This window comes from Pseudooceanicola onchidii (assembly GCF_004959925.1).
GTDB lineage: Bacteria > Pseudomonadota > Alphaproteobacteria > Rhodobacterales > Rhodobacteraceae > Pseudooceanicola > Pseudooceanicola onchidii.
This window is the reverse complement of record NZ_SPUW01000004.1, coordinates 118370-142738: the sequence shown is the minus strand read 5'-3', so window position 1 is coordinate 142738 and position 24369 is coordinate 118370. Positions and strand designations below refer to the sequence as shown.

18 protein-coding genes and 4 pseudogenes are annotated in these 24369 nt (G+C 64.9%); 14 read left to right on the top strand and 8 right to left on the bottom strand.

What is annotated here, in order from left to right; all coding sequences use genetic code 11:
• From E4S58_RS17445 to E4S58_RS17400, 10 genes are all read left to right on the top strand, one after another.
• On the top strand, nt 1–285 hold the full coding sequence (locus tag E4S58_RS17445; protein WP_136637744.1) for a YciI family protein: 285 nt from the start codon (nt 1–3) through the stop codon (nt 283–285).
• On the top strand, nt 285–1319 hold the full coding sequence (locus E4S58_RS17440; RefSeq protein WP_136637743.1) for a Gfo/Idh/MocA family protein: 1035 nt from the start codon (nt 285–287) through the stop codon (nt 1317–1319). Before E4S58_RS17445 ends, E4S58_RS17440 begins: the two co-directional genes overlap by 1 nt.
• A 1-nt stretch (nt 1320) precedes the next feature.
• Nucleotides 1321–2301, top strand: coding sequence for a zinc-dependent alcohol dehydrogenase (locus E4S58_RS17435; protein ID WP_136637742.1), 981 nt, complete (start codon nt 1321–1323; stop codon nt 2299–2301).
• A 28-nt stretch (nt 2302–2329) separates the two neighbouring features.
• Nucleotides 2330–3364 carry an ABC transporter permease gene (locus E4S58_RS17430; protein WP_205965418.1) on the top strand — a complete coding sequence of 345 codons (1035 nt, stop codon included), beginning with the start codon at nt 2330–2332 and terminating at the stop codon, nt 3362–3364.
• Entirely contained in the window at nt 3345–4412 is a 1068-nt protein-coding gene (locus E4S58_RS17425; protein ID WP_136637741.1) for a substrate-binding domain-containing protein, read from the top strand. The genes E4S58_RS17430 and E4S58_RS17425 overlap by 20 nt, the downstream gene beginning before the upstream one ends.
• An 80-nt stretch (nt 4413–4492) precedes the next feature.
• Nucleotides 4493–7015 (top strand): ATP-binding cassette domain-containing protein, encoded by a 2523-nt coding sequence (locus E4S58_RS17420; protein WP_205965417.1) that lies wholly within the window; start codon nt 4493–4495, stop codon nt 7013–7015.
• Between the two features lie 59 nt (nt 7016–7074).
• On the top strand, nt 7075–8139 hold the full coding sequence (locus tag E4S58_RS17415; protein WP_136637739.1) for a maleylacetate reductase: 1065 nt from the start codon (nt 7075–7077) through the stop codon (nt 8137–8139).
• A gap of 30 nt (nt 8140–8169) precedes the next feature.
• The gene (locus tag E4S58_RS17410) at nt 8170–9048 is read left to right on the top strand and encodes an intradiol ring-cleavage dioxygenase (protein WP_136637738.1); all 879 of its coding nucleotides are present in this window, start codon (nt 8170–8172) and stop codon (nt 9046–9048) included.
• The gene (locus tag E4S58_RS17405; RefSeq protein WP_136637737.1) at nt 9038–9823 is read left to right on the top strand and encodes an SDR family NAD(P)-dependent oxidoreductase; all 786 of its coding nucleotides are present in this window, start codon (nt 9038–9040) and stop codon (nt 9821–9823) included. The genes E4S58_RS17410 and E4S58_RS17405 overlap by 11 nt, the downstream gene beginning before the upstream one ends.
• A complete protein-coding gene (locus tag E4S58_RS17400) occupies nt 9820–10863 on the top strand; it encodes a ketopantoate reductase family protein (protein ID WP_136637736.1) in 1044 nt (347 codons plus the stop codon). Before E4S58_RS17405 ends, E4S58_RS17400 begins: the two co-directional genes overlap by 4 nt.
• 60 nt (nt 10864–10923) lie before the next feature.
• On the opposite strand, the gene nadC is transcribed toward E4S58_RS17400, so the two are convergent.
• The 3 genes from nadC to nadA are packed head-to-tail and all read right to left on the bottom strand — an operon-like array spanning nt 10924 to nt 14409.
• Nucleotides 10924–11784 carry a carboxylating nicotinate-nucleotide diphosphorylase gene (gene nadC / locus E4S58_RS17395; protein WP_240789603.1) on the bottom strand — a complete coding sequence of 287 codons (861 nt, stop codon included), beginning with the start codon at nt 11782–11784 and terminating at the stop codon, nt 10924–10926.
• The gene (locus E4S58_RS17390; protein ID WP_136637735.1) at nt 11781–13352 is read right to left on the bottom strand and encodes an L-aspartate oxidase; all 1572 of its coding nucleotides are present in this window, start codon (nt 13350–13352) and stop codon (nt 11781–11783) included. Before E4S58_RS17390 ends, nadC begins: the two co-directional genes overlap by 4 nt.
• 4 nt (nt 13353–13356) lie before the next feature.
• Nucleotides 13357–14409, bottom strand: coding sequence for a quinolinate synthase NadA (nadA, locus tag E4S58_RS17385; RefSeq protein ID WP_136637734.1), 1053 nt, complete (start codon nt 14407–14409; stop codon nt 13357–13359).
• Between the two features lie 555 nt (nt 14410–14964).
• Here nadA and E4S58_RS17380 point away from each other — a divergent pair.
• From E4S58_RS17380 to E4S58_RS18165, 4 pseudogenes are all read left to right on the top strand, one after another.
• Nucleotides 14965–15195: pseudogene (locus E4S58_RS17380) on the top strand (transposase); the annotation flags it as partial.
• Nucleotides 15196–15991: 796 nt separating this feature from the next.
• A pseudogene (locus tag E4S58_RS17370) lies at nt 15992–16984 on the top strand (IS30 family transposase).
• 107 nt (nt 16985–17091) lie between these two features.
• Nucleotides 17092–18443 (top strand): annotated as a pseudogene (locus E4S58_RS17365) (ISNCY family transposase).
• 404 nt (nt 18444–18847) lie between these two features.
• Nucleotides 18848–19012, top strand: a pseudogene (locus E4S58_RS18165) (aldehyde dehydrogenase family protein); the annotation flags it as partial.
• Between the two features lie 197 nt (nt 19013–19209).
• On the opposite strand, the gene E4S58_RS17355 reads toward E4S58_RS18165, so the two are convergent.
• From E4S58_RS17355 to E4S58_RS17335, 5 genes are read right to left on the bottom strand one after another with little or no spacing between them, the layout of a single operon-like run.
• Nucleotides 19210–20397, bottom strand: a complete 1188-nt coding sequence (locus E4S58_RS17355) for an MFS transporter (RefSeq protein WP_136637732.1) — start codon at nt 20395–20397, stop codon at nt 19210–19212.
• 1 nt (nt 20398) lies between these two features.
• A complete protein-coding gene (locus E4S58_RS17350) occupies nt 20399–22408 on the bottom strand; it encodes a molybdopterin cofactor-binding domain-containing protein (RefSeq protein ID WP_169052722.1) in 2010 nt (669 codons plus the stop codon).
• 5 nt (nt 22409–22413) lie between these two features.
• The gene (locus E4S58_RS17345; RefSeq protein ID WP_136637730.1) at nt 22414–22875 is read right to left on the bottom strand and encodes a (2Fe-2S)-binding protein; all 462 of its coding nucleotides are present in this window, start codon (nt 22873–22875) and stop codon (nt 22414–22416) included.
• Entirely contained in the window at nt 22872–23288 is a 417-nt protein-coding gene (locus tag E4S58_RS17340) for a cupin domain-containing protein (RefSeq protein ID WP_136637729.1), read from the bottom strand. Before E4S58_RS17340 ends, E4S58_RS17345 begins: the two co-directional genes overlap by 4 nt.
• A complete protein-coding gene (locus E4S58_RS17335) occupies nt 23285–24355 on the bottom strand; it encodes an Ldh family oxidoreductase (RefSeq protein WP_136637728.1) in 1071 nt (356 codons plus the stop codon). Before E4S58_RS17335 ends, E4S58_RS17340 begins: the two co-directional genes overlap by 4 nt.
• Nucleotides 24356–24369 lie beyond the last annotated feature (14 nt).

Here is a 24369-nt window from a genome sequence, read left to right as displayed (position 1 = left end):
ATGCATTACGTGATCCATTGCCTCGACCACGAGGGCGCCGTCGATACCCGGCTGGCGAACTATGACGACCACAAGGCCTATCTGGCATCGGCCCCGGTGAAGACCGTCATATCGGGCCCGCTTCTGGCCGATGACGAGGAAACGATGATCGGCAGCTGCTTCGTGCTGGAAGCCGACAGCCTGGCCGAGGTCGAGGACTTCAACCGGAACGATCCCTTCGCCAAGGTCGGCCTGTGGAAAACCGTGTCGATCCGTCCGTTCTCCAAGCGCGTGGACAACCGCTGATGTCGGGGCCGGTCAAAATCGCCCTCGTCGGGCTGGGATGGTGGGGGCAGAAGATGCTCTCGGTGCTCGAGGCCGCGCCCGGGGACATCCGCGTCGTCCGGGCGGTCGAACCGAATGCCGACGGCGTGCGCGACCTTTGCGCCGCCAAGGGGGTGGCCCTGTCGACCGACTATGCCGATGCGCTGAACGACCCGCAGGTCGAGGCGGTCGTGCTGGCGACGCCGCATTCGATGCACACCCGTCAGATCGCCGAAGCGGTGACGGCGGGCAAGCACATCTTCTGCGAGAAGCCCTTGGCCCTGACGGCCGAGGAAGCCGCTCGGTCCGTGGCGCTTTGTGCGGATGCCGGGCTGGTGCTGGGCATGGGCCACGAACGCCGGTTCGAACCGCCGGTGGCCGAGATGCTGGCGCTGGCCGACGCCGGAGATCTGGGCCGCATCCACCAGATAGAGGCCAACTTCAGCCACGACAAATTTGTCACCATCGACCGCGACAACTGGCGCGTGAAGGCGACCGAAGCCCCGGCCGGCGGCATGACCGCGACCGGCATCCACCTGCTGGACCTGTCGGTGCGCCTGCTGGGCCGCGCGGAAAGCGTGCTGTGTATCTGTGAACAACTGTCCTCTGACCTCCCTCAGGGTGACACGGTCGCCGCTTATGTGAAGTTCACGGGCGGCGGCACGTCTTACGTCTCGGCCTCGCTGGCCAACCCTTTCATGTCCCGGTTCACGGTCTACGGCTCGAAGGGCTGGATCGACATCCGCGACAAGGCGCATGTCGAGGCGCCGGACGGCTGGGTCGTAACCCGCGCCATGGCCGGCGGCCCGATTGAAACAGAGGAGATCGGCAAGGCCGAACCGGTCAAGGACAACCTCGTGGCCTTCGCCCGCGCCGTGCGGGGGCAGGCGGATTACCCGATCACCGGCGAACACCTGGTCAACAACATCGCCCTGCTCGAGGCGATCTTTGCCTCGGCCCGCAGCGGCCAAATCGAAAAGGTGGCCCAGCCGGTCGCCGCAGAAGTGGAAGCCTGAGATGAAAGCCCTGATCTTCGATGAACCGAACAAGCCCGTCGTCACCCAGGTCCAGACGCCCGGCATCACGGATAACGAGGTGCTGATCCGGTCGCGTCGCGTCGGCATCTGTCATTCGGATTACGAACTGCTGGCCGGCCAATACATCATCCCGATCTCCTATCCGGTGACCCCCGGCCACGAATGGGTCGGCGAGGTCGTCGAGGTCGGCAAGAACGTGAAGGGCCTGACGCCCGGCGACCGCGTTGTCGGCGAATGCGTCATCAATACGCCCGAGCGGATCCACCACTTCGGTTTCTCGATGGACGGGGCCGATCGCGAATTCTTTGCTGCCCGTCCGGAATGGCTGCACAAGCTGCCCGATGCCGTCGACGACGCCAAGGGTGCGCTGATCGAACCGTTCACCTGCGGCTACTATGCGGTACTTCGCCATGGCGGTGTCTGCGCGGCCGATACGGTCGTGATATCGGGCGGTGGCACCATCGGCCTGGTCTCGGCTGCGGCCGCCATCGGCATGGGCGCACGGGTGATCGTCGTCGATCCGGTGCCGTTGCGCCGCGACATCGCGATGAAGCTGGGCGCCGATGCGACGGTCGACCCGACCGACGGCGACCCGGTCGAGGCGATCACCGAGATGACCGGGGGCGGGGCCGATCTGGTCGTGGAATGCGCCGGCCATCCGTCGTCGCTTGCCAACGTGTTCGAATATGCTCGCGAAGAGGGCGACGTTTCCATGGTCGGGATCAACATCGGCCAGAAAATCAGTGTCGATCTGGGCAAGATCCAGATCAAGAACCTGAACGTGAAGGGCTGTATCGGGTCGCCCGGTGTCTGGCCCGCCGCGATCCGCTTCCTGGAACGCACCGGACTCGACCTGTCGCCGATCCAGACCCACAGCTACCGGCTGGACGATGCGCTGACCGCGTTGGATCTGGGCAAGTCGCCGGACAAGGCCGTCAAGGTCACGCTGGAAATCAGCTGAACGCAAGCGCAGGGGGTAGGAGAGACCGATGGCTGACACCACACCACAAGGCTTCGCAGGTCCGTCCGGACTGTCCTCGATCCCGGTGGCCAAGGGCTTTGCAACCATCGTCGTCTCAACCCTCGGGCTGATCCTGCTGTGCGCCCTCTTCGCGCCCTCTGCCGTCACGGCGGGGTCGCTGATGGGCAGCCTCCCCTTCGCCGCGGTCCTCGGGATCGTCGGCCTGGGCCAGATGCTGGTGGTGCAGCAGGGCGGGTTCGACCTGTCGGTGCCGGGGTCGGTCTCACTGGCGGTGGTGATCGCGACGCATATGCCGAACGGCAACGATGCGATGCTGTTTCAGGCCGTTGTCGTCGCAGTCGGCTTTGCGCTGGCGGCAGGATTTCTCAACGGGGTCATGATCGCCTACTTCCGTCTGAATGCCATCGTGGCGACGATCGGGATGAACGCGCTTCTTTACTCGGCGGTCTTCGCGATCTCGGGCGGGGTGCCGCGGATCACGACCAAGGTGCTGGCGGCCATCGCCGGAGGACAGACCTTCGGCATCCCGCATTCAGTCATTTTCGCGGTCGTCATCCTGGCCATGGTGTCCTTTGCGCTGAAGAAAACCGTCGCGGGTCGCCGGTTCGAGGCGATAGGCGCCAACCGGGTTGCCGCCCGTGCCGCGGGCCTGCGGGTCAAGCGGTACGAGGCGATGGCCTATATGATGGCGCAGCTGCTGTACTGCACCGCCGGCGTGCTGATCGCGGGCATCACCCGTGAACCGACCGCCTTTCAGGGCAACGCGCTTCTGTTGCCTTCGGTTGCGGTGGTGGTGCTGGCGGGCACGTCCCTGCTGGGGGGACGTGGCTTTCCGATCTCGGTCGTGATCGCGGCCTTCTTTCTCAACCAGCTCAGCCAGTTCGCCCTGTCGATCGGCGTGCCGTACTCGGCTCAGACCATCGTTCAGGCGCTCGCGCTCGTCTTCGGGATCGGGGTCTACTCGATCGACTGGACGGGCCGTTTCAAGATGAAGACGAAAAGTCCTAAGGAGGAGGAAACCCATGAGACTTTCGATGCTTAAGGGGGGCGGGGCCGTCGCGGCGCTCGGCCTGGGAATGGCCCTGACGGCCGGTGCCGCCACGGCGCAGGACACACCGTCGTGGTGTGGCCCGAACGAGGCGACGCTGGCGCTGCTGGACGGTTTCGGCGGCAACAGCTGGCGGCTGGTCACAACAGCCTCGGGCAAGCAGGAGGCCGAAAAGTGCCCCTCGATCACCGAGTACTTCTATGCTGATGGCCAGGGGGACACCCAGAAGGCGATTTCCGATATCAACTCCATGGCCGCGCGTGGCGTGGACGCGATGGTGGTCTTCGGCGACGCGGGCCCGGCCGTGCTGCCCGCCCTGACCAATGCCTACCGTGCGGGATCGGTGGTCGTGCCCTACCGCGTGAACGTCGGCGGCGAAGCGGGCCGGAACTACACCCGTTTCATCGGTGCGGACTTTGTCTATGACGGCGAAAGCTGGGGCACCTGGATCAAGGAGAACTTCCCCGACGGCGCCAACATCCTGTTCCTGTCCGGCCCCGCCGGCAACAGCCAGGGCCTGGACGAGCTGAAGGGGATGAAGAACATCCTCGACGACAAGTACACCTTCCTGAACCCCGACCCCTTTGCGGTCACCAACTGGGATCCGTCCCTGACGCAGCAGGTCCTTTCGGCGGCGATCGCGCAGCACGAGGACATCGACGTGATCGTGTCGGACTTCGGCCCCTCGCTGGTCGGTGCGCTGCCGGTGTTCAAGAACTTCGACCGGTCGATCCCGGCGCTGGCGACGTCGGACGGCAATTCTCTGGGCTGCTTCTGGCATGAGAACCAGGCCGACAACCCGGACTTCAAGCTGTTCACCGTGGCGACCGGCAACGACAACGTGCGCCTCGCCGTGCAGTGGGCCATCGCCGAGGCGACGGGCGGTACCCCGCCCGAAGCCGAGATCTTCGAGGCGCCCAACTTCGAAGACTCGACCGATGGCGACCCGAGCGAGGTTCAGTGCCGCGATGACCTGCCAGGCGCGATCTACCTGTCCTCGCAACTGTCCGGCGACGACCAGGCGAAGGCCGTCGGCCAGTAAGATCCCGGTTCCGGGCGGTGAAAGCCGCCCGGGCGACCGACCTGCCCCCATGATCTGCGGAAAACGAACGGATGATACCCTTGGCTGATATCGCACCCGACCAGACCGCCCGGGATGTTCGCACACCGGCACCTGCACGTCCTTTGGTCCGCCTGTCCAACGTGTCCAAGTCCTTCGGCGCCGTCCGTGCCCTGGTCGACGTCAGCGTCGACATCCACGCAGGCGAAGTACACGCGATCCTGGGAGAGAACGGGGCGGGCAAGTCCACCCTGATGAACATCCTGACCGGGGTGCTGCAGCCCAGCACCGGCCGGATCGAGTTTGACGGTCGCAACGTCATGCCGCTGACGCCCGAAACCTCGGCTGCGCTTGGCATCGCGATCTCCTATCAGCATCCGGCGATCCTGCCGGACATGACCGTGCTTGAAAACCTTCAGGTCGCCCTGCCCGCGTCGATCTTCGCGGGGGACCGCGACGACCGGATCGGGCGCCGCCTGCTGGATGACGTCGGCCTGCACGCGCCCCTGGCCGCGCGCGTCGACACGCTGACCATCGCGCAGAAGCACCTGCTTGAGCTCGCCAAGGCGCTGGCGGTCAATCCGCGGGTTCTGATCCTGGATGAACCGACCGCGGCACTGGATCAGGATGCGACCGACATGCTGTTCGACCGTATCAGGACGCTGAAGGCCCAGGGTACGGCCGTCATCTACATCACGCACCGGCTGGCCGAACTGCGCCAGATCGCCGACCGCGTCACCGTCCTGCGTGACGGTCGCCATCGTGGCAGCGCGCTGGCGAGCGAGATAAGCAACAGCGAACTGCTCGACATGATTGTCGGCCGAACGCTCGCCTCGGCTTTTCCGCCGAAATGCGACGCCACCGATCCAGAGGTGAACTTCGCGGTGGCAGGCCTGAGCGGGCGCAAATTCTCGGACGTCTCGTTCGAGGTCGGGCGCGGCCAGATCATCGGTGTCGCCGGCGTCGAGGGGAACGGCCAGGCCGACCTGATGCGCGCCCTCGTCGGCCTGCAACCCTGCACCGGGGACATCACGCTGGCGGGACGCAGGCTGGCGCCGGGCGACCTGAAGGACATGGCCGCCTACATGCCGTCGGACCGTCACGAGGAGGGCCTTGCCGCCGAACTGACCATCCGCGAGAACGCGACCTTCGCCTCGCTCGACAAATACGCGACCGGCGGAATCCTGAGCCGTCGTCAGGAGCACGAGAAGGTGCGCGAGGTCTTCTCTGCGCTGGCCGTGAAGGCGGCGGGACTGGAGGCCAAAGTCTCGTCCCTCTCGGGGGGGAACCAGCAGAAGATCGTCATGTCCCGTGCGCTGCTGGCCGATCCGGGCTACATCATCGCCGACGAACCGACGCAGGGCGTCGACGTCGGTGCAAGGTTCGAGATCTATCGCATCCTGCGCGAGGTGTCGGATGCGGGCACTCCGGTGATCGTCAATTCCTCTGATGCTGCCGAGCTTGAGGGGCTTTGTGACATCGTCATCGTCATGTCGCGCGGCCGTGTCGTGCAGACCCTGCGCGGTGACGATATCACCGAGGCACGCATCGTCGGCGCCGCCGTCGAGGCGGACACCCATGCGCATCAGGTCGCCGAAACCTGCCGCCAGTCCGCCGGGTTCGGAGCCAGGTTCCGCCACTTTGCCCAGACCGACAACGCGACGATCGTGCCGCTCGTCATCGTCGCCGTGGCACTGGCGCTATTCGTCAGCGGGCAGAACGAAAACTACCTGTCGGCCTTCAACCTCTCGAACATCCTGATCCTTGCAACCGCGCTTGGCTTCATCGCGCTAGGACAGACGATCGCGCTTCTGATGGGCGGGATCGACCTGTCGGTCGGCCCCCTTGCCGGATTCCTTGTTGTCATCGGGTCGTTCTTCATCAACGACGGCAATCCGGCGACGACCATGGCACTTGGCTTCGCGCTGATGCTGGGGGCAGCGGTTGTTGTGGGGGCGATCAACGGCCTCCTGATCCGGTTTGCCAACTTCACCCCGATTGCCGCCACGCTGGCCATGTTCATAGGCCTGCAGGGGATGAGTTTCGTGCTGCGCGACGGACCGGGCGGATACATCTCGTTCGACGTAATCGACACGCTGACCTACCGGATGGGCCCGGTGCCGGTGGCGTTCCTTGTCATGATCGGCCTCGCCGTCGCGATGGAGCTGGGCCTGCGCCGCCTGCGTCCCGGCTGGCAGCTGCGCGCCATCGGGTCGAACGAGGGATCGGCCCGCCGCATCGGCGTGCGCACCGACCGTGCCTTTATCCTGGGCTACATCGCCGTGTCCGTCCTGACCGCCCTTGGCGCAGTCATGCTGATGGCGCAGATCGGCGTGGGCGACCCGGCGCAGGGTGTGAACTATACGCTTGGCAGCATCACGGCGGTGGTGTTGGGCGGCACCAGTCTGCTGGGCGGGCGTGGTACCTTCATCGGGTCGGTCCTGGGGGCGATCCTGCTGACCGAGGTGCTGAACGCCGTTTCCTTCCTCGGGCTGTCGCAAAGCTATCAGTACGGGTTCCAGGGCCTGCTGATCCTTCTCGCGGCGCTGATATACACCACCGCCCGCCGCCGCCGCGAAGAGTGACGGCCAACCAGATCTTATCAGCATGACCGCCTCTGTCCGCAGAGGCGACCGGAGGAACCATGCCTGCACCATTCATCCATGCCTCGACCCCCGGCCGCGTGGTCTTCGGCCCCGGTACGCTGGCCACCGTCGGAGACGAGATCGCAAGGCTTGGCTGCCGCCGCGCGTTGGTCCTGTCGACAGACTTCCAGGCCCCCGAGGCCGAGAGGCTGGCGGACATGCTTGGCGACATGGCGGCAGGCACCTTCACCGAAGCCGCCATGCATACACCCGTCAGCGTCACAGAAACGGCGATGGCGCAGTTTGAAGACACCGGCGCGGACTGCGTGGTCGCCATCGGCGGCGGGTCGACCATCGGACTGGGCAAGGCCATCGCCTGGCGCAACGACGCGCCGCAACTGGTGGTCGCGACGACCTATGCGGGGTCCGAGGTGACGGACATCCTTGGCCAGACCGAGAACGGTCGGAAGACGACCGTCCGCGACCCCAGGATCCGGCCCGAGACGGTGATCTACGACCCCGATCTGACCCTTGGCCTGCCCGTCGCCATGAGCGTGTCGAGCGGGCTGAACGCCATGGCGCATGCGGTCGAGGCGCTGTATGCGCCTGACGCGAACCCGGTGACGTCGTTGATGGCGGTCGAGGGTCTGCGGGCGCTGAAATCGGCCCTGCCCAAGATCGTTGACGCGCCAGACGACCCCGCGGCCAGGGGCGAGGCGCTTTACGGGTCGTGGCTGTGCGGTATCGTGCTTGGAGCGGTCGCGATGTCACTGCACCACAAGCTGTGCCACACGCTTGGCGGCGGCTTCGACATGCCCCATGCGGAAACGCACGCCATCCTGATCCCGCACACCGCCGCCTACAATGCCGCAGCCGCCGGGGATCGGCTGGCCCCGGCGGCCGCGCTGTTTGGCGGTGACCTTGGCGGTGGTCTTTACGACTTTGCCAGATCGATCGGCGGACCGCTGTCGCTGTCGGACCTCGGGCTGCGCCAGGGCGACCTGACGCGCGCCGCCGACATGGCCGTCGAGAATCCCTACGAGAACCCGCGCGAGGTGACCCGTGATGGGATCCTCGCCCTGCTGAGCCGCGCCCATTCCGGCCAGCGTCCCGCCACGACCTGAGCCCGCCACGAACCGAGAGGGGACGACCTGATGACCCAGCCTTCCGACATCGCCTATTTCACCGAGGCCGCCTCGGTCGAGACCGTCAATGACCGCGTTTCAGACATGGCCGACGCGCGGCTGAAGATCGTGATGAACAGTCTCGTCCGGCACCTGCATGCCTTCGTCAAGGACGTGGAGCTGACGCAGGACGAATGGGGTGTCGCCGTCGATTTCCTGACCCGCACCGGGCAGATCTGCGACGGGAACCGGCAGGAGTTCATCCTGCTCTCTGATGTGCTGGGCGTATCGATGCTGGTCGATGCGATCAACAACCGGCGGCCCTCGGGTGCGACCGAAAACACGGTTCTCGGCCCGTTCCACGTCGATGGCGTGCCGGAATACGAGATGGGCGCGAACATCACCCAGCAGGGCGGGCGCGAAACCTGCCGCTTCGAAGGGCAGGTGACCGACCTTGACGGCACCCCGATCAAGGGCGCGCGCATCGATGTCTGGAGCGACAGCGAAGACGGATTCTATGATGTCCAGCAGCCCGACATCCAGCCGCGCCACAACAATAGGGGCGTATTCACCACTGGGCCGGACGGCCGTTACTGGTTCGACGGGATCAAGCCGGTGTCCTACCCGATCCCGGACGACGGGCCGGTCGGACAGATGCTGGGGCATCTGGGTCGTCATCCATACCGGCCCGCCCACATGCATTTCATCGTCAGCGCAGACGGCCACGAGACCGTCACGACACACACCTTCGTGGCAGGCGACGACTACCTGACGTCGGATGCGGTCTTCGGGGTCAAGAAGACACTGATCGCCGACTTCGAGCCGGTGACCAACGGCGAGACGCTGTGGCGGTCGAGATACGATTTTGTCCTGACGCGGAAAGAGGGAGGAGCAGGGGATGCAGACTGAGGATATGGGAGGGGTCGTCGTCACCGGCGCGGCCCGGGGCATCGGCTTTGCGATCGCCCGACATGCGGCAGCGACAGGCCATGGCGTGGTGATCGCCGACATCGACGACGCTGCCGGACAGAAGGCCGCAGAGGCGATCGGGGCCGAGGGCGGACAGGCGCGCTTCTTCCGGGTCGATGTCACCGACCGGGCGCAGGTCCGCGCCGCCATCGACGCGTGCGTGGCGGCCCATGGGCACCTGCACGGCATCGTCAACAACGCTGGCTTCAACCGCCCGCAACCCTTCCTCGAGACGACCGAGGAGAACTGGTCGCAGATCATGACGGTCAACGGGCTTGGCGTGTTGATCGGGATTCAGGAGGCCGCGAAGGCCATGATCGCGACTGGCACCGGGGGCAAGATCATCAGCACTGCCTCTATGGCCGGGCGCGCGGGATTTGGCGATTTCGCGCCCTACTGCGCCAGCAAGGCCGCCGTCATCAGCCTGACGCAGGCTGCGGCCCGCACCCTTGCCCCGCACGGGATCACCGCCAATGCCTTCGCGCCGGGCGTCGTCGAAACGGATCTCTGGACCACGCTCGACCGGGACCTGATGGATATGGGGGCCTCCTCCGAACCCGGTGAGGCGCTGAAGACCTTTGCCGCCGGGATCCCGCTTGGCCGTACCTCGACCCCCGGCGATATCGCGGGCACGGTCGGGTTCCTGCTGTCTCCGGCCTCGGACTACATGACCGGCCAGTGCCTGCAGATCGACGGCGGGATGATCATGCAATGACCGGTTCCGGATCGCCCCGTATCGCCTTTCTCGGCACCGGCGCGCAGGGGGCCTCGATCGCGGCCGACTTCGCCCTTGCGGGGCTTGACGTGACCTTCATCGACCAGTGGCCCGCCCATGTCGAAGCGATGCGCGCCAAGGGCCTGACGGTGAACCTGCCGACCCGGTCCCTGCACACGCCCGTGAAGGCTCTCCACCTGTGTGAGATCGCCGAGATCAGGCAGCCTTTCGACATCGTTTTCATGGTGGTGAAGGCCTATGATACCAGATGGGCCGCCGAGATGATCAAGCCGGTCCTGGCCGAGGACGGCTTTGTCGTCGGGCTTCAGAACGGCATGACGCACGAGGAGATCGCGGACGTCGTCGGCCCGCACCGGACGATCGGCGCGGTCATCGAGATCGCCTCGAACATGTGGGAACCGGGGATCACGACGCGCCAGAACGACACCGACGAAAGCTGGTTCGCCATGGGCGCGCTGGATCCCGAACAGCAGCCGCGCGTTCATGCGGTGGCGGATCTTCTGCGCCATTCCGGCACGGTCGAGGTGGTGGACGACATCCGGTCGGCCAAGTGGATGAAGCTGGTCGTGAACGCCGCCGAACTGATCCCCTCGGCCATTATCGACACGGCCCTGAACGATGCGGCGCGCGATCCGGCCTTCCTCGAGGTGATGCGCAAGGCCGGGTACGAGGCGATGGAGGCCGCGCTGGCCGACGGGGCCACGATCATGCCGATCATCAACATGCCCCCGGTGATGAGCAACCACCCCGAGCGCTACGTCGACCAGATCTTCGAAAAGGTGCTGAGCACGTTTTCGCGCGACGACACCCTGACGACGTCACTTCAGGACTGGCGCAAGGGACGACGGGCCGAGGTCGATGAGGTCAACGGGCTGGTCGTCGATATCCTCGCCGCCCATGGCAGGGACGCCCCGGTCAACCGGATGGTGGTCGACATCGCGAAGCAGATCGAACGCGGCGCCCGGCGCCCCGAGCCCGGCATCGCGACCGAGATGATCGCCGCGCTCCGGGGCATGTGACCAGGTAATGCGCGGGGACATCTGGCGCGGGGCGGTCGCGTTGCGGGATGGCTTTTTCGTTCAGAAGTCCAGCCCAAGGTCCAGGACCTGCGCCGAATGGGTCAGTGAGCCAGAGGAAATATAGTCCACGCCCGTCGCCGCGACCTCGGCGATGCGGTCCAGCTTCATGTTGCCCGAGGCCTCCAGCACCACCTGACGAGCGGTCATGTCCACCGCCTTCGCCAGCATTGACGTGTCCATGTTGTCCAGCAGAACAACGTCTGCGCCACCCTCGGCCAAAACCTCGGCCAGCTGGTCCAGGCGGTCGACCTCGATCTCGCAGCGGATCATGTGGGATGCCCGCGCCTTGACCGATTGCAGCACGGGGCGGATGCCACCGGCGGCGGCGATGTGGTTGTCCTTGATCAGGATCGCGTCGGACAGGCCGAAGCGATGGTTGAACCCGCCGCCATGCAGAACGGCCTGTTTTTCCACGATACGCAGGCCGGGGGTCGTCTTTCGGGTGCAGGTCACGCGGGTGTCGGTGCCGCGCGTCTCGGCCACGAAGGCGGCGGTCAGCGTGGCGATGCCGGACAAGCGCCCGGCAAAGTTCAGCGCGACCCGTTCGCCCGACAGGATCGAGGCCGCGTCGCCCGAGATCTCCATCAGCAGGTCGCCCGGCGCGATCACGTCGCCGTCGGCCTTGTGCGTGGTGATCTGCAGCGCGGGATCGACCAGCCGGAACGCCAGCGCGGCAATTTGCAGACCCGAAACCACGCCCGGTTCGCGGGCATTCAGCCGCGCGGCATAGGTGGTGCCGACGGGGATGACGGTGCGGGTGGTGATGTCGCCGTAGGTGCCCAGATCCTCCATCAGCGCGGCGCGGACCAGCGGTTCAAGGATCAGGTCGGGCAGGGGGGCCATTGTTGCGCTCTGGTTCATGCCGGTTCCTTTCGGGTCATGGTCGCGCGGATCGCCAACGCGTCGGTCAGGGTCATCAGCGACCGTATACCGGTTGCGCCGTCGGGGTGGGGAAAGTCCGACCGGAAATGCGCGCCCCGGCTTTCGCGGCGCTCCAGCGCGGCGGCGGCGATCAGCGTGGCGGTGGCCGTCATGTTGAGAAGCGCGTCGCAAGCGGGTTGCGCGGCTTCGATCGCGGCGATCTCGGTCAGCGTCCGGTTCAGGCCATCTGCGGTACGGATCACGCCCGCGCCATCGGTCATCGCCTGCCGCAGCCGGGCGACCAGCGCGGGGTCGGGCGTTTCGGCGGCGGGAAGGTCGGGCAGGGTGACGGGTGCGGCAACCGTGGGCGCGGGCAGGGCCGCGTCGATCGCCAGCGCACAGCGACGGCCATAGACCAGCGCCTCGAGCAGCCCGTTCGACGCCAGACGGTTCGCGCCATGCAACCCGGTCGAGGCGACCTCTCCACAGGCCCAAAGGCCGGGCAGGGTGCTGGCCCCGTCTGCATCCGTCGCCACGCCCCCCATGTGGTAATGCGCGGCGGCGGCCACGGGGATCACTTGGGTCACCGGGTCCAGCCCGGCCTGCTGGCAGGCGGCGGCGACGGCGGGGAAATCTGTCAGGATCTTCGTGCCCAAGGCCGCGCGGGTGTCCAGCGCCGGGGCCAGCCCCCCTTGGGTCTGGGCATAGACGGCGCGGGCGACGATATCGCGCGGGGCCAGTTCGGCGTCCGGGTGCGCGTCCAGCATGAAGCGTTCGCCGTGACGGTTGACAAGGATCGCGCCGTCCCCGCGCAGCGCCTCTGTCGCCAGAGGCGCGGGGTCCGTGCCGCAGGCGATGGCCGTGGGATGAAACTGGACGAATTCCGCATCGGCAATATCGGCCCCCGCGCGGGCGGCCATGCCGATCACCTGCCCCCGGATGCGTGGCGGATTTGTGGTGAGCGCGTAAAGCCCGCCCGATCCGCCCCCGGCCAGAAGCACCGCAGGACTGATGAGGATGACGCTTTCGCTGAGGCCCTCGTCGCAGCGGGCAACGGCCACGCCCGCGACCCGGCCTCCGTCCATGTGCAGTGCCGTGGCCATCACGCCTTCGAGCATCTGGATATGGTCCGCCGCCCGCACCTGGGCGGACAGGGCGCGCATGATCTCTGCGCCCGCCTGATCGCCTTTCACCCGCACCACGCGGGCGAAACTGTGCGCGGCCTCACGCGACAGGACATACTCCCCCGTTTCAGTCCGGTCGAACGGCGTGCCCAGTCCTGTCAGGTCGAGGATGTGGCGCCGCGCCTCTTCGGTGACGGAGCGGGCGACGGTGGCGTCGACGGTGCCGGCCCCGGCGGTCACCGTGTCGCGGGCATGCGCCTCGGCGCTGTCGGCGGGGTCCATCGCGGCGGCCACGCCGCCCTGCGCCCAGGCCGAGGACGCGCCGGTTCCCAGAGGTTCGGGCGAAATCATCAGCACCGGGCGTGGCGCGAGCTTGAGCGCGGCATATTGAGCCGCCAGCCCGGCCCCCACGATAATGACGCGGGACGTGTGGATGGGCGTCATGGCCCTAGCCGGCCATCTTGGCAGACAGGTCGATCATGCGCTGAACGGCGACGCGGGCCTTGTCGGCGATCTCCGGGTCGACCTCGACAGCGCCTTCCATCGTGTGCAGCGACCACAGTACCTTTTCCAGCGTGACCTTCTTCATGTAGGGGCACATGTTGCAGGGGCCGACGAAGTCCACGTCCGGCAGCGCGTCCGAGATGTTCGAGGCCATCGAACATTCGGTCACCAGCATCGCCTTTTCCGGCCGCTGCCGTGTCACATAGTCGATGATCCCGCTGGTCGAGCCGGAGAAATCGGCCTCGGCCACCACGTCCGGCGGGCACTCGGGATGCGCGATGATCCGCGTGCCGGGGTTCCAGTCGCGGAAATCCCGCAGGTCCTGCGCGGTGTATTGTTCGTGCACGATGCAGGCACCGTCCCACCAGACGATATTTTTCTCGGGCACCAGATTGGCGATGTTCTGCGCCAGGTATTTGTCTGGCGTCATGATGACGGTTTCCGCGTCCAGCCCGCGCACGATCTGCACCGCGTTCGAGGACGTGCAGCAGATGTCGGACGCCGCCTTCACCTCGGCCGTGGTGTTCACGTAAGTCACCACCGGCGCGCCGGGATATTGGGCGCGCATCTGGGCAATACCCTCGGCGGTGATGCTTTCGGCCAGCGAACAGCCCGCGTCCATGTCGGGGATCAGCACCGTCTTGGACGGGTTCAGGATCTTCGACGTCTCGGCCATGAAATGCACGCCGCACTGGACGATGACGTCGGCTTCGACCTTCGTCGCCTCGATCGCCAGCTGAAGGCTGTCGCCCACGACGTCCGCAATCCCGTGATAGATCTCGGGCGTCATGTAGTTGTGCGCCAGAATGACGGCGTTGCGTTCCTTCTTGAGCTTGTTGATCGCCGCCACGTAGGGCGCATAGATCGCCCAGTCGGGGGGCGACACGACACGGTCCATCCGCGCGTGTATATCGGCGGTGGCGGCAGCGATGTCGGTGGAAGGGGCAAGATCGTAGTGATCGGCGAGTTCGGCGCGCAGCGCGATCTGGTCGAGCAAGTGCGGGAATTCCTCAGGTCAATTCGGGCCGCCGCAACGGGCGCGGCCGCACGCAGAGGGCGGCGACTGAGAGGTATCTACGAAGTGGATGACGCAAGGGCAAGTGGATGCAGGCCCAATATTTCAATGACATACGCTAACATGTGCGGATAGCCGCCGTGACGCGATGCTCGGGCACGTGTCGGCGTGTGGGCGAGCCCTGCGGTCGACAATTATCGGGTTCCGAGCAAACGACGGACCCGACCGTTAGGATCATTGTCTTGGTCATTGGATCAAACGTTAGGGGCGCGTGGTCACTCAGCGTTCGAAGTGCGGTTTCAAGCTTGCCCGGGACCGGAGTTGTGCGGGCCGGTAGGGTTTGACCTCACCACTTTGCGCGACTTGATCAGCTTGCAGGCGCGCCTCCACGGACGGGTGGAGAGGGAAGTCATCACCTACGTCCCGGGGCTTATTTTTCCATCTTATCCGGAGGGGGCCGATAGCGACCATTGCGTCTTCTTGAATAGCCCCGTGTATCGTGGACGCCTTCTTTGCTAATTTTGAGGTAAGCAGGCGATGATGAGCAGCACCAAGTTCAGCGATGATTTCAAGCGAGATGCAGTCGCGCAGATCACGGAAAGAGGCTACCCGGTCAGGGAAGTTTAGGAGCGTCTGGGGGTCAGCGCGTATTCCCTCTACGCCTGGAAGAAGACGTTCGCGAAGGCGTCATCCGGTGACGCTGAGAAAGAGGCCGAGATCCGTCGGTTCAAGCGCGAGCTCCTAAGGGTTGCGGAGGAGCGGGATATCTAAAAAACCATTCCGGGCCGCAGCCCGCCTTTGCGCGGTAGCAACAGCCTTATGGTATGCTCTTGGAGAAGGGCGGTTTCCGCTCTTCTTCTCGCCACGCGATTTTCGGAGGATTCTCGTACCAAAAGTTCTAGATTCGAGACAGGATGCGGCTGGCGAGTTTTTGAGTTCGTCCGCCCTGAGAAGGTCTGGCAACATGTTCTTATGACGGAAACCGGCGATGCACACCGCCTTCCGAAAGACATTGCCATACGGATCTCTGAGCGTAGTATTACCGGCGCGGCATACACCGAGTCATTGACGCTCGTGTGTGCGCTTCGGGAGTAGTGGACCGGCGACACAGACGCGGCATTCGAGTGGTTCTCTGATCGGCCTCTTCCATCGTTCAGCGTGCGGACCGCGGCGGACCTCGTTCGAGAGGGATGCATGGATGCATTGAACGACTATGTTGAACGCATCGCCGCCGGAGGGTTCGCGTAACCGAAGATGCCAAGCAGCTATTACCGCAGTAGCTCGAGGAGGGTAGAAACCGGGGGCGTAGAGCCGGTCAACGAGGGTAACTTCGAAGACCTGCGAGAGCGGGCTCGGTAATACGGCGATGCGAAGTGAGAAAAGTTCACTTCAGCAGAAGCGCTGGAGCGAGAGCTAGCCTCGTGGGGAGTCCAAGAATGAGCACCCGAAATAGGAACAAGAATCAACATAATGTTGATTACCCGAAGGTGCGTTGTGGGCGGGGCACATTCTAAACTGGGTTGCGACAAATCCCCTATCTTCTTGGAATGCAAGGAGACGGAAGATGGCCCACACAGAATTGGATCTGGTCGAACGGCGCGGGATCGAGGACATGCTGAATGCGAAGATGCCGATCCGGGAAATCGCACAAGAGCTCGGTCGGCACCGGTCAAGCATCTACCGCGAGATCTAGCGGAACGGCTTTGTTGACGAGGAGCTGCCGTATCTCAGCGGTTACTACGGAATGGTGGCCCAGAAATCGGCCATCGATCGACGCGCCAGACGGCGCAAGCTCGCTCGGCATCCGGATTTGCGACAGTCAGTTATCACGCAGTTGAAGGTTGGCTGGTCTCCAGAGCAGATTTCAGGACGCCTGGCATTCGAAGGTCGGACCATACGCGTCAGTCACGAGACGATCTACGCTTTCGTTTACGGTCCGGACGGCCGGTCCGAAGACCTCGCGCGGCACCGTCCCACGCGGCGGAAAAAGCGCCAGCCGCGTCACGCCCGCAGGCCGCGAGGTCTTGTTTTCCCGCCAGAAAGGTCAATCCACGAACGCCCGGACTATGTGAAGACCCGCGAGACGTTCGGGGATTGGGAAGGTGATCTGATGATCTTCGAGCGCGCCCAGGGCAACGCGAACATCGCCTCGCTGGTCGAGCGCAAGACCCGCTTCGCCGTCCTGTTCCGCAACAACGACCGGAGCACCACGCATCTGATGAACCGGCTCATGGCGGTGATGGATCCCCTGCCCCAACCGGCGCGCCAGTCGATCACCTTCGACCGGGGGATCGAGTTCCGCAGCTGGCGCAAGCTCAAGCCCGGGATCGGCACCGAGGTCTGGTTCTGTGATCCCCAGGCGCCCTGGCAGAAAGGGTCAGTCGAAAACCTGAACAAGCGGGCCCGGCGCTACCTGCCACGGGACACGCCCGTGGCGGCGCTCTCAAATCGCAATATGAAGGCGATTTGCGACCGCCTCAACGGAACCCCGAGGAAGTGCTTGGGATGGAGAACCCCGATGGAAGCCTTCAGGGACGAAACGATGAAGCTGAGATAGCGGAGCTGTCGCAACCGACCTTGAGCCTACATGCAAAGTTAGAATGTCCCACATGAGCAAAGTAGAAGTGTCACACTTCCCTGTCAGTGCAGGAATGGAGCGTGGCCGTGGGATGGATTGCAATGAGCGAGCGCGAGTTGAACCGGATCGAAGTTTTGAGCCAGGTGACGCAGGGTCGGATGACGACAGTTGCGGCTGCGACTGTGCTTGGACTGAGCCGTAGACAGGTACAACGTTTGCTGGGCGTGTTCCGGGATGACGGCCCGGCGGCGATCCGTCATAAAGCGCGCGGTCGCGTGTCCAACAACCGGATCGACCCGGCTATCCGGACGTTCGCAGTGGAGATCGTCCGGGAACAGTACACCGACTTCGGCCCGACCTTTGCCGCCGAGAAGCTTGAGGAGGATCACGGCTTGAAGGTCTCACGCGAGACGCTGCGCAAATGGATGCAGGACGCGGGTCTCTGGCTGCCGCGCAAGTAGCGCAAGGCGTTACATCAGCCGCGCCTGCGCCGGGAATGCCTCGGCGAACTGGTGCAAATCGACGGCTCGGACCATCGTTGGTTCGAAGATCGCGGACCACCTTGCACGCTGCTCGTCTTCATCGACGATGCGACCAGTCGGTTGATGCACCTGCGCTTCGTGCCGTCCGAGAGCACGTTCAGCTGTTTCGAAGCGCTGGATCATTACCTGGCCGACCATGGCCGCCCGGTCGCTTTCTACTCCGACAAGCACTCCGTCTTCCGGGTGGCGAAGCAAGGTGCGAAGTCCGGCCATGGGATGACCCAGTTCGGTCGGGCGCTGAACGAGCTGAACGCGGAGATCCTCTGCGCCAACTCCTCCCAGGCCAAGGGTCGGGTCGAGCGGGCGATCCGGATGTTGCAGGACCGTTTGGTGAAGGAGCTGCGGCTGGCGGGTATCTCGGACATGGAGACGGCCAATGCCTTCCTGCCGACATTCATGGACGTGTCCAACGCCCGCTTCGCCAAGGCCCCGCTGCGCTCTGACAACCTGCATCGGCCGCTGAATGTCGAGCCTGACCGGCTGCGCGACATCCTCTGCCTACGGGACGAACGCTATGTCGGCAACCAGCTAACCTTCTCCTACGACCGGCGCCGGATCATCCTGGCCGAGACGGAGGTGACCCGTGCCCTGCCCGGCCAATACGTGGACAGCTACGAGTTCCCGGACGGTCGCGTTGGAAAGGTGTGTCCCTGCCCTACACGGCGTTCGACAAGGATCAGCGGGTCACCCACGCGGCGGTGACGGAGAACAAGCGGCTCGGGGCCATGCTGGACTACATCAGGGTCGAGCAGGAGAAGGCCCCGCCGAAACGGCGCCGGGCGGGCAAGCAGGCAAACGCCTATGTCCCGAACGGACGACGCAACACCGAGGGCTGGAACTCCAAACTGGCCCGCCGCGCCAAGACCCGCGCAGCCGCGCAGGCCTCCGATATCTGAGGTCTCCGCCCTGCCCAGCTGCGCTTGCGACGGCGGCAAGAACGACACTTCTACTTTGCAGAGCCGGCGACATTTCTACTTGGTTGCAACATAAGGTGTGAGCGGTACGCGCTAACCTCAAATGCGACTTTCGGAACGTGACAGGATGTTAAAAGCTGAAAGGATATCCTGAATGAAACATAGATTTAGCCACCTCACCCTCGCAGACAGACGTCAGATCGAACGATGGCGGCTGATGAAGGTGAGCGCAACGGACACCGCCTGAAGGCTTGGTAGACATCGCTCGACCGTATTCCGCGAGTTACAGAGAAACCGACACCGCGACGCTGAAACCCAGCCAAGGCCAATGATCGCAAGACGCCACTCAACACCGTCGCGCATGGACTGGCCGCAGCCTTGGCACGGGCAACCCGGAGGTTGAGAAACCGGCCTTTGTCACGCCCATCACGACGTTGACGCTGGCCGAAATCCTGCACGAGGCCGGGGCTCCGCTTGGGATACGCGACGTTCTTGTCGGCTCGGGCTTGGTCGCACAGACCGCGATCGAGGATCCGCGCGACCGGCTTTAGAGGTTTGACCGATGTGGGCCGCATGATCCAAAGCTCTGCCGGGTTGCGCCGCAATCAGGTTGAGCTTTGCTTCGTCGCCTTTACCCTCGTCGGGTGCCGGAATCTCTCTGCCCATGTCGCTTGGTGTTCTGGCTGGCCGCTACCCTGACGCTGGTGCTCAGCGGGGTGGGTCCCCGCCGGATCACCGGCGGCAGGTGTCAGGGCCTTGGCGACGCCAGTTCTGGACGCAACAGCATGAGGGTGGGGGGGATCAGCGCTGCACAGGCCGTCGCCACTGCAAGCATGACCCACCCTGAACTGATCCCGTAGACGTCGGCCACCCGACCAAAGGAAAACGGTCCGATCACGGCGCCAACGAAAAGTGCAGATTGGACGACGCCTGATGCCCGGCCCGGCGCCCTCGGGTTCGCCCTGACGATGGCAAGGATGGACAAACCGGCCCAGCCCCAGCCCATGCCGAATGCCAGGGCGGTCGCAAGCAGGATCATTGGGAATGCGAACGTCGCCGCAAAGATCGCATAGGCCAGGGCACCGCCCGCCATGAGAACCGAGACGGCGGCAAGAAGGGGAAACCGGATCAAGTCCGACAGCCAGCCAAAGATGATACGCAGAACGACCGACACGATACTGCCACCTGCCAGAAGGTAGCCCGCGGTCGCGTAGTCGATCCCTCGGGCCTCCAGCGTCGTGACGTAGAAGCCCGCCATCGCATTCGCCGACCCTGCGGCCAAGCCAGACATGATACCGAGAGCGATCAGGACGGGCATCGACCAGTCGGGCAAGCCCCGCGACCCGCTTTTTTCCCGCTGACGTTCGGCCCCGCGCGGCAACAGCAGGACAACCGTCACGGAAAAAAGTGCTGCCAGCCCGAAACAGATCCGCCAGCCGGCAACCAATGCAATCGATGGCACGGCCAGGCCCGCAGCCATCGTCGCCAGGGGAACCGAAGCCTGTTTCAGACCGAAGGCAAAGCCCTGTCGCGCAGACGGCACGGCCCGCGTCAGGGCAACATTGGTAGTGGGTTGCACTGTCCCGTTGGCGATCCCCGCCAACGCGATGAACATCGTGAACAGAAGGGCGGTGCCCGCCAGGGACGCCAGGGCGGCAAAAGCCGAGGCTGCGGCCAGCGACGCCCGCGCAACGCTCCACGGCCCGTACCTGTCAGACAGACCCGACAGGCTGGCCGACCCGAAGGCGGAACACCCGAAAAACAGCGCGACCGTCATCCCAAGATCGGCCGCGGACAGCCCGAGCGTATCGCGATAGAGCGGAAACAGGCTTCCAGCCAGGAAAACCGGCAGCATCGTTGCGATCTGCGTCGCCATCGCGAGGGCGACGGGCAGGATGGATGCGGCCCCGGACCGTGCGGCAAGGCTCTCGGACATGTCAGATGATTTGCCGGGCAAGGGCGTCGGGCGTCAACGGCACCGAAATCGACGACAGGCCGAACAGGCGTCGAACCGCAGTGGCCAGTGCTGCTGCCACCGGGCCCTGCGCAATTTCACCTGCGCCAAGTGGGGGCGACGCCGGGTCGCCGATCAGCGCGACCTTGATCTCGGGGATCTCGGAAAACCGCAGGATCGGATAGCTTTCCCAGTCTGAAACCGCGGGCGCACCCCCGATTATGGGCACTTCTTCCTTCAGGCTCCAGCTGAGTGCCTGGATCGCACCCCCTTCGATCTGCGCCACCACGCCATCCGGATCGATGGCTTCTCCCACGTCCGCGACGGCCCAGAGGCGCGGCACGGAAAGGCTCTCGCCTGCCATGACTTCGAGGACGACCGCGCAATATCCGGCCTTGTTCTTGTAGCGCGCGAACCCCAGGCCCATGGCCGAGTCGCCGTCCGTCTCCGTCGCAAATCCCGACAGATCCACCACCCGCCGGATGACATCCCGAGCACGGGGATCATCCAGCGCCGCCTGCCGGAACGACACCGGATCTTGCCTGGTCTCTTCGGCAGCCGCATCCATGGCAAGCTCGATGGCCGCGACATTGGCATAGGCCCCGAGAGCGCGCATCGCCGATGTCCGCAACGGGATATCGTACGCCACACGTCGGGCAACCCGCAGCGCGCCCGACCGGTACATCGGGACACCGTTCCTATCAGATCCTCCGCCATTGGCCGGCGGGGGCTCGCTCGCCGGAGCGGGCAGAACGGGCTTGTCCAGCAACGGGCCTGCCGCAAAGTTGGGCTTGCCCGGGCCAGGACGGCGCTGGTGCGGGGCACTGACGATATCTAGGTCAAAGGCGGCAATGCCCCCGTCGTCACCAAGCGTGATCGTCGCACGGCTGCGCATCGCCGGGGCGAGCGGCCCCCGGGTCAGTTCATCGGCCCGGCGCCACGCCAGCCGGATTGGCGCGCCCGGCCGCGCACGCGCCAGCAGGGCGGCTTCGAAGGCGACGTCGTCAGCACCGTTGTGGCCATAGCACCCGGCACCGGGCATATGGATCACGTCGATCTGGTCTTGCGCAAGCTTCAGGGCATGCGCCAGACCGGCTTTCAGCTGGAACGGACCTTGGGCATGGCTCCAGACATTCAGCCTGTCGTCATGCCACTGCGCAATTGCGCAGCATGTCCCGATCGAGGCGTGGGTCAGGAAGGGCCGTGCAAATTCACCGGTGATGCGCCGGTTTCCGGTCACCGCATCAACGCCCGTATCTGTCATGACTTCGGTCTGTGCCGTGCCTGCAAGCAGGTCGTCGGCTGTCTGAACGCCCCCGTCGGGCTGGTCCCAGTCTGCAAGGGAGTCGGCGCGTGCGACAGCGCTCATGACTTCGGCCTCGGACGCAGCGAGGATTGCGGCAAAGCTGCCGTCTCGATGGACGGCAAGCACACCTGGCATGGCTTCAATCTCGGCTAGCGGCAGATCAAGCAGCCTGGCCTGCGGGTGTGGCTGCGTCAGGACTCTTGCGTGCACGATGTCGGGCAACCGCAGGTCATGAATGTAGCCGCCGCCAAGGATACGGTCACGTATGCTTTCGGATGCGGCAACCGACAGATCCAGCAAGAGATCGGGTTCCGCCTGTGGCGTGTCGGGCAGGTTATCCCGGATCGGGACATCGAAACCGCCAGAGGCCGCAATGGCCCAGAAATCCCCCTGCCCCGCGACGGCCCGCGCCGCCTGCCCCGCGGCCCGCAGGGCCAGGCCACTCAGTTCGACCGACATGCTGCCGGCGGTATAATTCTCGTCCGGGCCGCTGCGGGTATCCCCAGCAACAAGGTCGATCTGCGCCATTGGCAGGTTCAGCGCCCCTGCTACGATCCGACGTAGCGCAAGCGAGATGCCCTGACCGATCTCGACACGGCCGGACCGGACCGAAACACGCCCCGGCTCGGGAAATTTGAGCCAATCCGATATCAGCGGATAGTTTTCGAGGCTTTTCGACAGTTTCATCCCAGTCATCCGCGCAAGTCCTCGGCCGCCCGCGCCACGGCGCGTAGGATTCGCGGATGTGCTCCGCATCTGCACAGGCCCTCATCGAGAGCGGCGATGATCTCGGCCCGGTCCGGATCCGGGGTGTTGTCAAGAAGCCCCTTCGCCCGCATCACAAGACCCGACAAGCAATATCCGCACTGGCCTGCCCGCTCGGCCGCGAAGGCTGCGATCAGGGGGTGATCGCCCAGACCTTCGACCGTTTCGACGCGCCGCCCTTCGACCGCCCAGAGCTTGAGGGAACACGATGTCTCGATCTGGCCGTCGACCAGAACCGCGCAGGCGCCGCAAGATCCCTCACCACATCCGAACCGTGCGCCGGTCAATCCAAGCCGATTTCGAAGCGTCCACAGCAGGGGTTCAGCCTCGGGCGCCTCGATCTCCACCGGTTCACCGTTCAGCGTGAAACTGACACGTCCGTCGCTCATGACCGTGGCTGCGCGAGATCGTGTTCGGACAGGTGGCGCACGGTCTCGCCCGAGCCGGCGAAGGTGCGCGTCACCTCGGGCGCGGCGTAGATAAACAGCATCACCACCGTCTCGTCACCGACATTGTGGAAGCAATGCACCTCGCCTTTGGGGATGAACGCCACCTCCATCGGGCCGATCGGGAAACGCTCACCCCGGAATTCGGCTTCTGCATGACCTTGCAGGATGACGATCTGTTCATCGCAGTTGTGCGAATGAAGCTGGACGGATCTGCCGACGGGTAGGGTCGTGGTCCCGGTCGTGACCTCGGCCCCGCAGCGTTCGCCCGAGCAGAACAGCTGTGTGACAACACCGTTGCCGCGATCATAGGAGCCGATCCGGTCCTTGGTGAAGACAAGCGGGGTCTTTGTCATGTTCTGTCCTCCAATGCGGCAATCCCGGCATCCTTGGCGACACCGCGCAAGCTTTCCAGCAGAACCGGTGAACAGGGCACACCGGTCTCGGCCCGGTCCCGCCGCAGGCGCATGGCACGATCGCCCGGCAGCCTGATCTCGTCAAAGCCTGGCCGCAACCGCGAGCCCAGAATTTCGGACCGCACACGGTCGATATCCCGCTTGAACGACGCGGGATCGCCAAGCGCTTTGAGGTCAATGACAAGGATCGATTGCCCGGTGTTGGTCGGTGTTTCGTCATCGGCGTTGAAATCGACGACCGCCTTGCCCATGGCGGCGGTGTTGAGCGTGCCTGCCAGAAGCCCGATCATCAGGGCCAGCCCATAGCCTTTGGCCCCGCCGATCGGCAGAAGGGATCCGCCGGACGACTGCTTTGGGTCGGTCAGCGGGTTGCCATCCGCGTCGATCATCCAGTCCTCGGGCATGTCGCGGCCTTGGGCGGCGGCCATCTTGACCTTGCCGTAGGCCACATTGGTCGTCGCCATGTCGAGGAGGACCGGCCCGCCCTCACCGCCGGGAACGCCGATGGCGATCGGGTTCGTGGACAGAAGAAGATCCGCCCCGCCCCATGGCGCCATGTGATTGGCGCTGCCGACGGCCATGTAGATGCCGATCATGTCCTGTGCCACGGCCCGCATGGCCCAGACGCCCGCCGCGCCGGCGTGGTTCGAATTGTGGCAGCCGACCCAGGCGACCCCGTGGTCGCGGGCCAGCGAGATGGCTTCATCAGTGCAGCGGCGGACGACCAGGTGACCCATGCCGTCGTCGCCGTCGATCCGGGCCAGCCCGCCCTTTCGCTTGTCGACCCGGATGTCGGGATTGAGGTTGAAGCCGCCGGCCTTGAGCCGGTCGATGTAACGGGCCAGCCGGAACAGGCCGTGCGCGTCACTGCCATGAAGGTCCGCCTCGACCATGGCTTCGCCGACGATCGCTGCGTCCCCCTCGGGCATTCCATGGGCAACAAAGACGTCGCGAACGAAGGCGCGCAGCGTATCGGGGGCAATCGTAAGGGGCGTCGTGGCGTCCATGGGTTCGTCCTTTT

What these genes read in the sequence shown, in the direction of transcription:
- E4S58_RS17345 (WP_136637730.1), bottom strand. Translation starts at nt 22,875, where the DNA reads ATGAGCGACGGACGTGTCAGTTTCACGCTGAACGGTGAACCGGTGGAG.
- E4S58_RS17440 (WP_136637743.1), top strand. Translation starts at nt 285, where the DNA reads ATGTCGGGGCCGGTCAAAATCGCCCTCGTCGGGCTGGGATGGTGGGGG.
- E4S58_RS17400 (WP_136637736.1), top strand. Translation starts at nt 9,820, where the DNA reads ATGACCGGTTCCGGATCGCCCCGTATCGCCTTTCTCGGCACCGGCGCG.
- E4S58_RS17350 (WP_169052722.1), bottom strand. Translation starts at nt 22,408, where the DNA reads ATGAAACTGTCGAAAAGCCTCGAAAACTATCCGCTGATATCGGATTGG.
- E4S58_RS17445 (WP_136637744.1), top strand. Translation starts at nt 1, where the DNA reads ATGCATTACGTGATCCATTGCCTCGACCACGAGGGCGCCGTCGATACC.
- E4S58_RS17405 (WP_136637737.1), top strand. Translation starts at nt 9,038, where the DNA reads ATGCAGACTGAGGATATGGGAGGGGTCGTCGTCACCGGCGCGGCCCGG.
- E4S58_RS17430 (WP_205965418.1), top strand. Translation starts at nt 2,330, where the DNA reads ATGGCTGACACCACACCACAAGGCTTCGCAGGTCCGTCCGGACTGTCC.
- E4S58_RS17435 (WP_136637742.1), top strand. Translation starts at nt 1,321, where the DNA reads ATGAAAGCCCTGATCTTCGATGAACCGAACAAGCCCGTCGTCACCCAG.
- E4S58_RS17415 (WP_136637739.1), top strand. Translation starts at nt 7,075, where the DNA reads ATGCCTGCACCATTCATCCATGCCTCGACCCCCGGCCGCGTGGTCTTC.
- E4S58_RS17335 (WP_136637728.1), bottom strand. Translation starts at nt 24,355, where the DNA reads ATGGACGCCACGACGCCCCTTACGATTGCCCCCGATACGCTGCGCGCC.
- E4S58_RS17410 (WP_136637738.1), top strand. Translation starts at nt 8,170, where the DNA reads ATGACCCAGCCTTCCGACATCGCCTATTTCACCGAGGCCGCCTCGGTC.
- E4S58_RS17340 (WP_136637729.1), bottom strand. Translation starts at nt 23,288, where the DNA reads ATGACAAAGACCCCGCTTGTCTTCACCAAGGACCGGATCGGCTCCTAT.
- E4S58_RS17425 (WP_136637741.1), top strand. Translation starts at nt 3,345, where the DNA reads ATGAGACTTTCGATGCTTAAGGGGGGCGGGGCCGTCGCGGCGCTCGGC.
- E4S58_RS17390 (WP_136637735.1), bottom strand. Translation starts at nt 13,352, where the DNA reads ATGACGCCCATCCACACGTCCCGCGTCATTATCGTGGGGGCCGGGCTG.
- nadC (WP_240789603.1), bottom strand. Translation starts at nt 11,784, where the DNA reads ATGAACCAGAGCGCAACAATGGCCCCCCTGCCCGACCTGATCCTTGAA.
- E4S58_RS17355 (WP_136637732.1), bottom strand. Translation starts at nt 20,397, where the DNA reads ATGTCCGAGAGCCTTGCCGCACGGTCCGGGGCCGCATCCATCCTGCCC.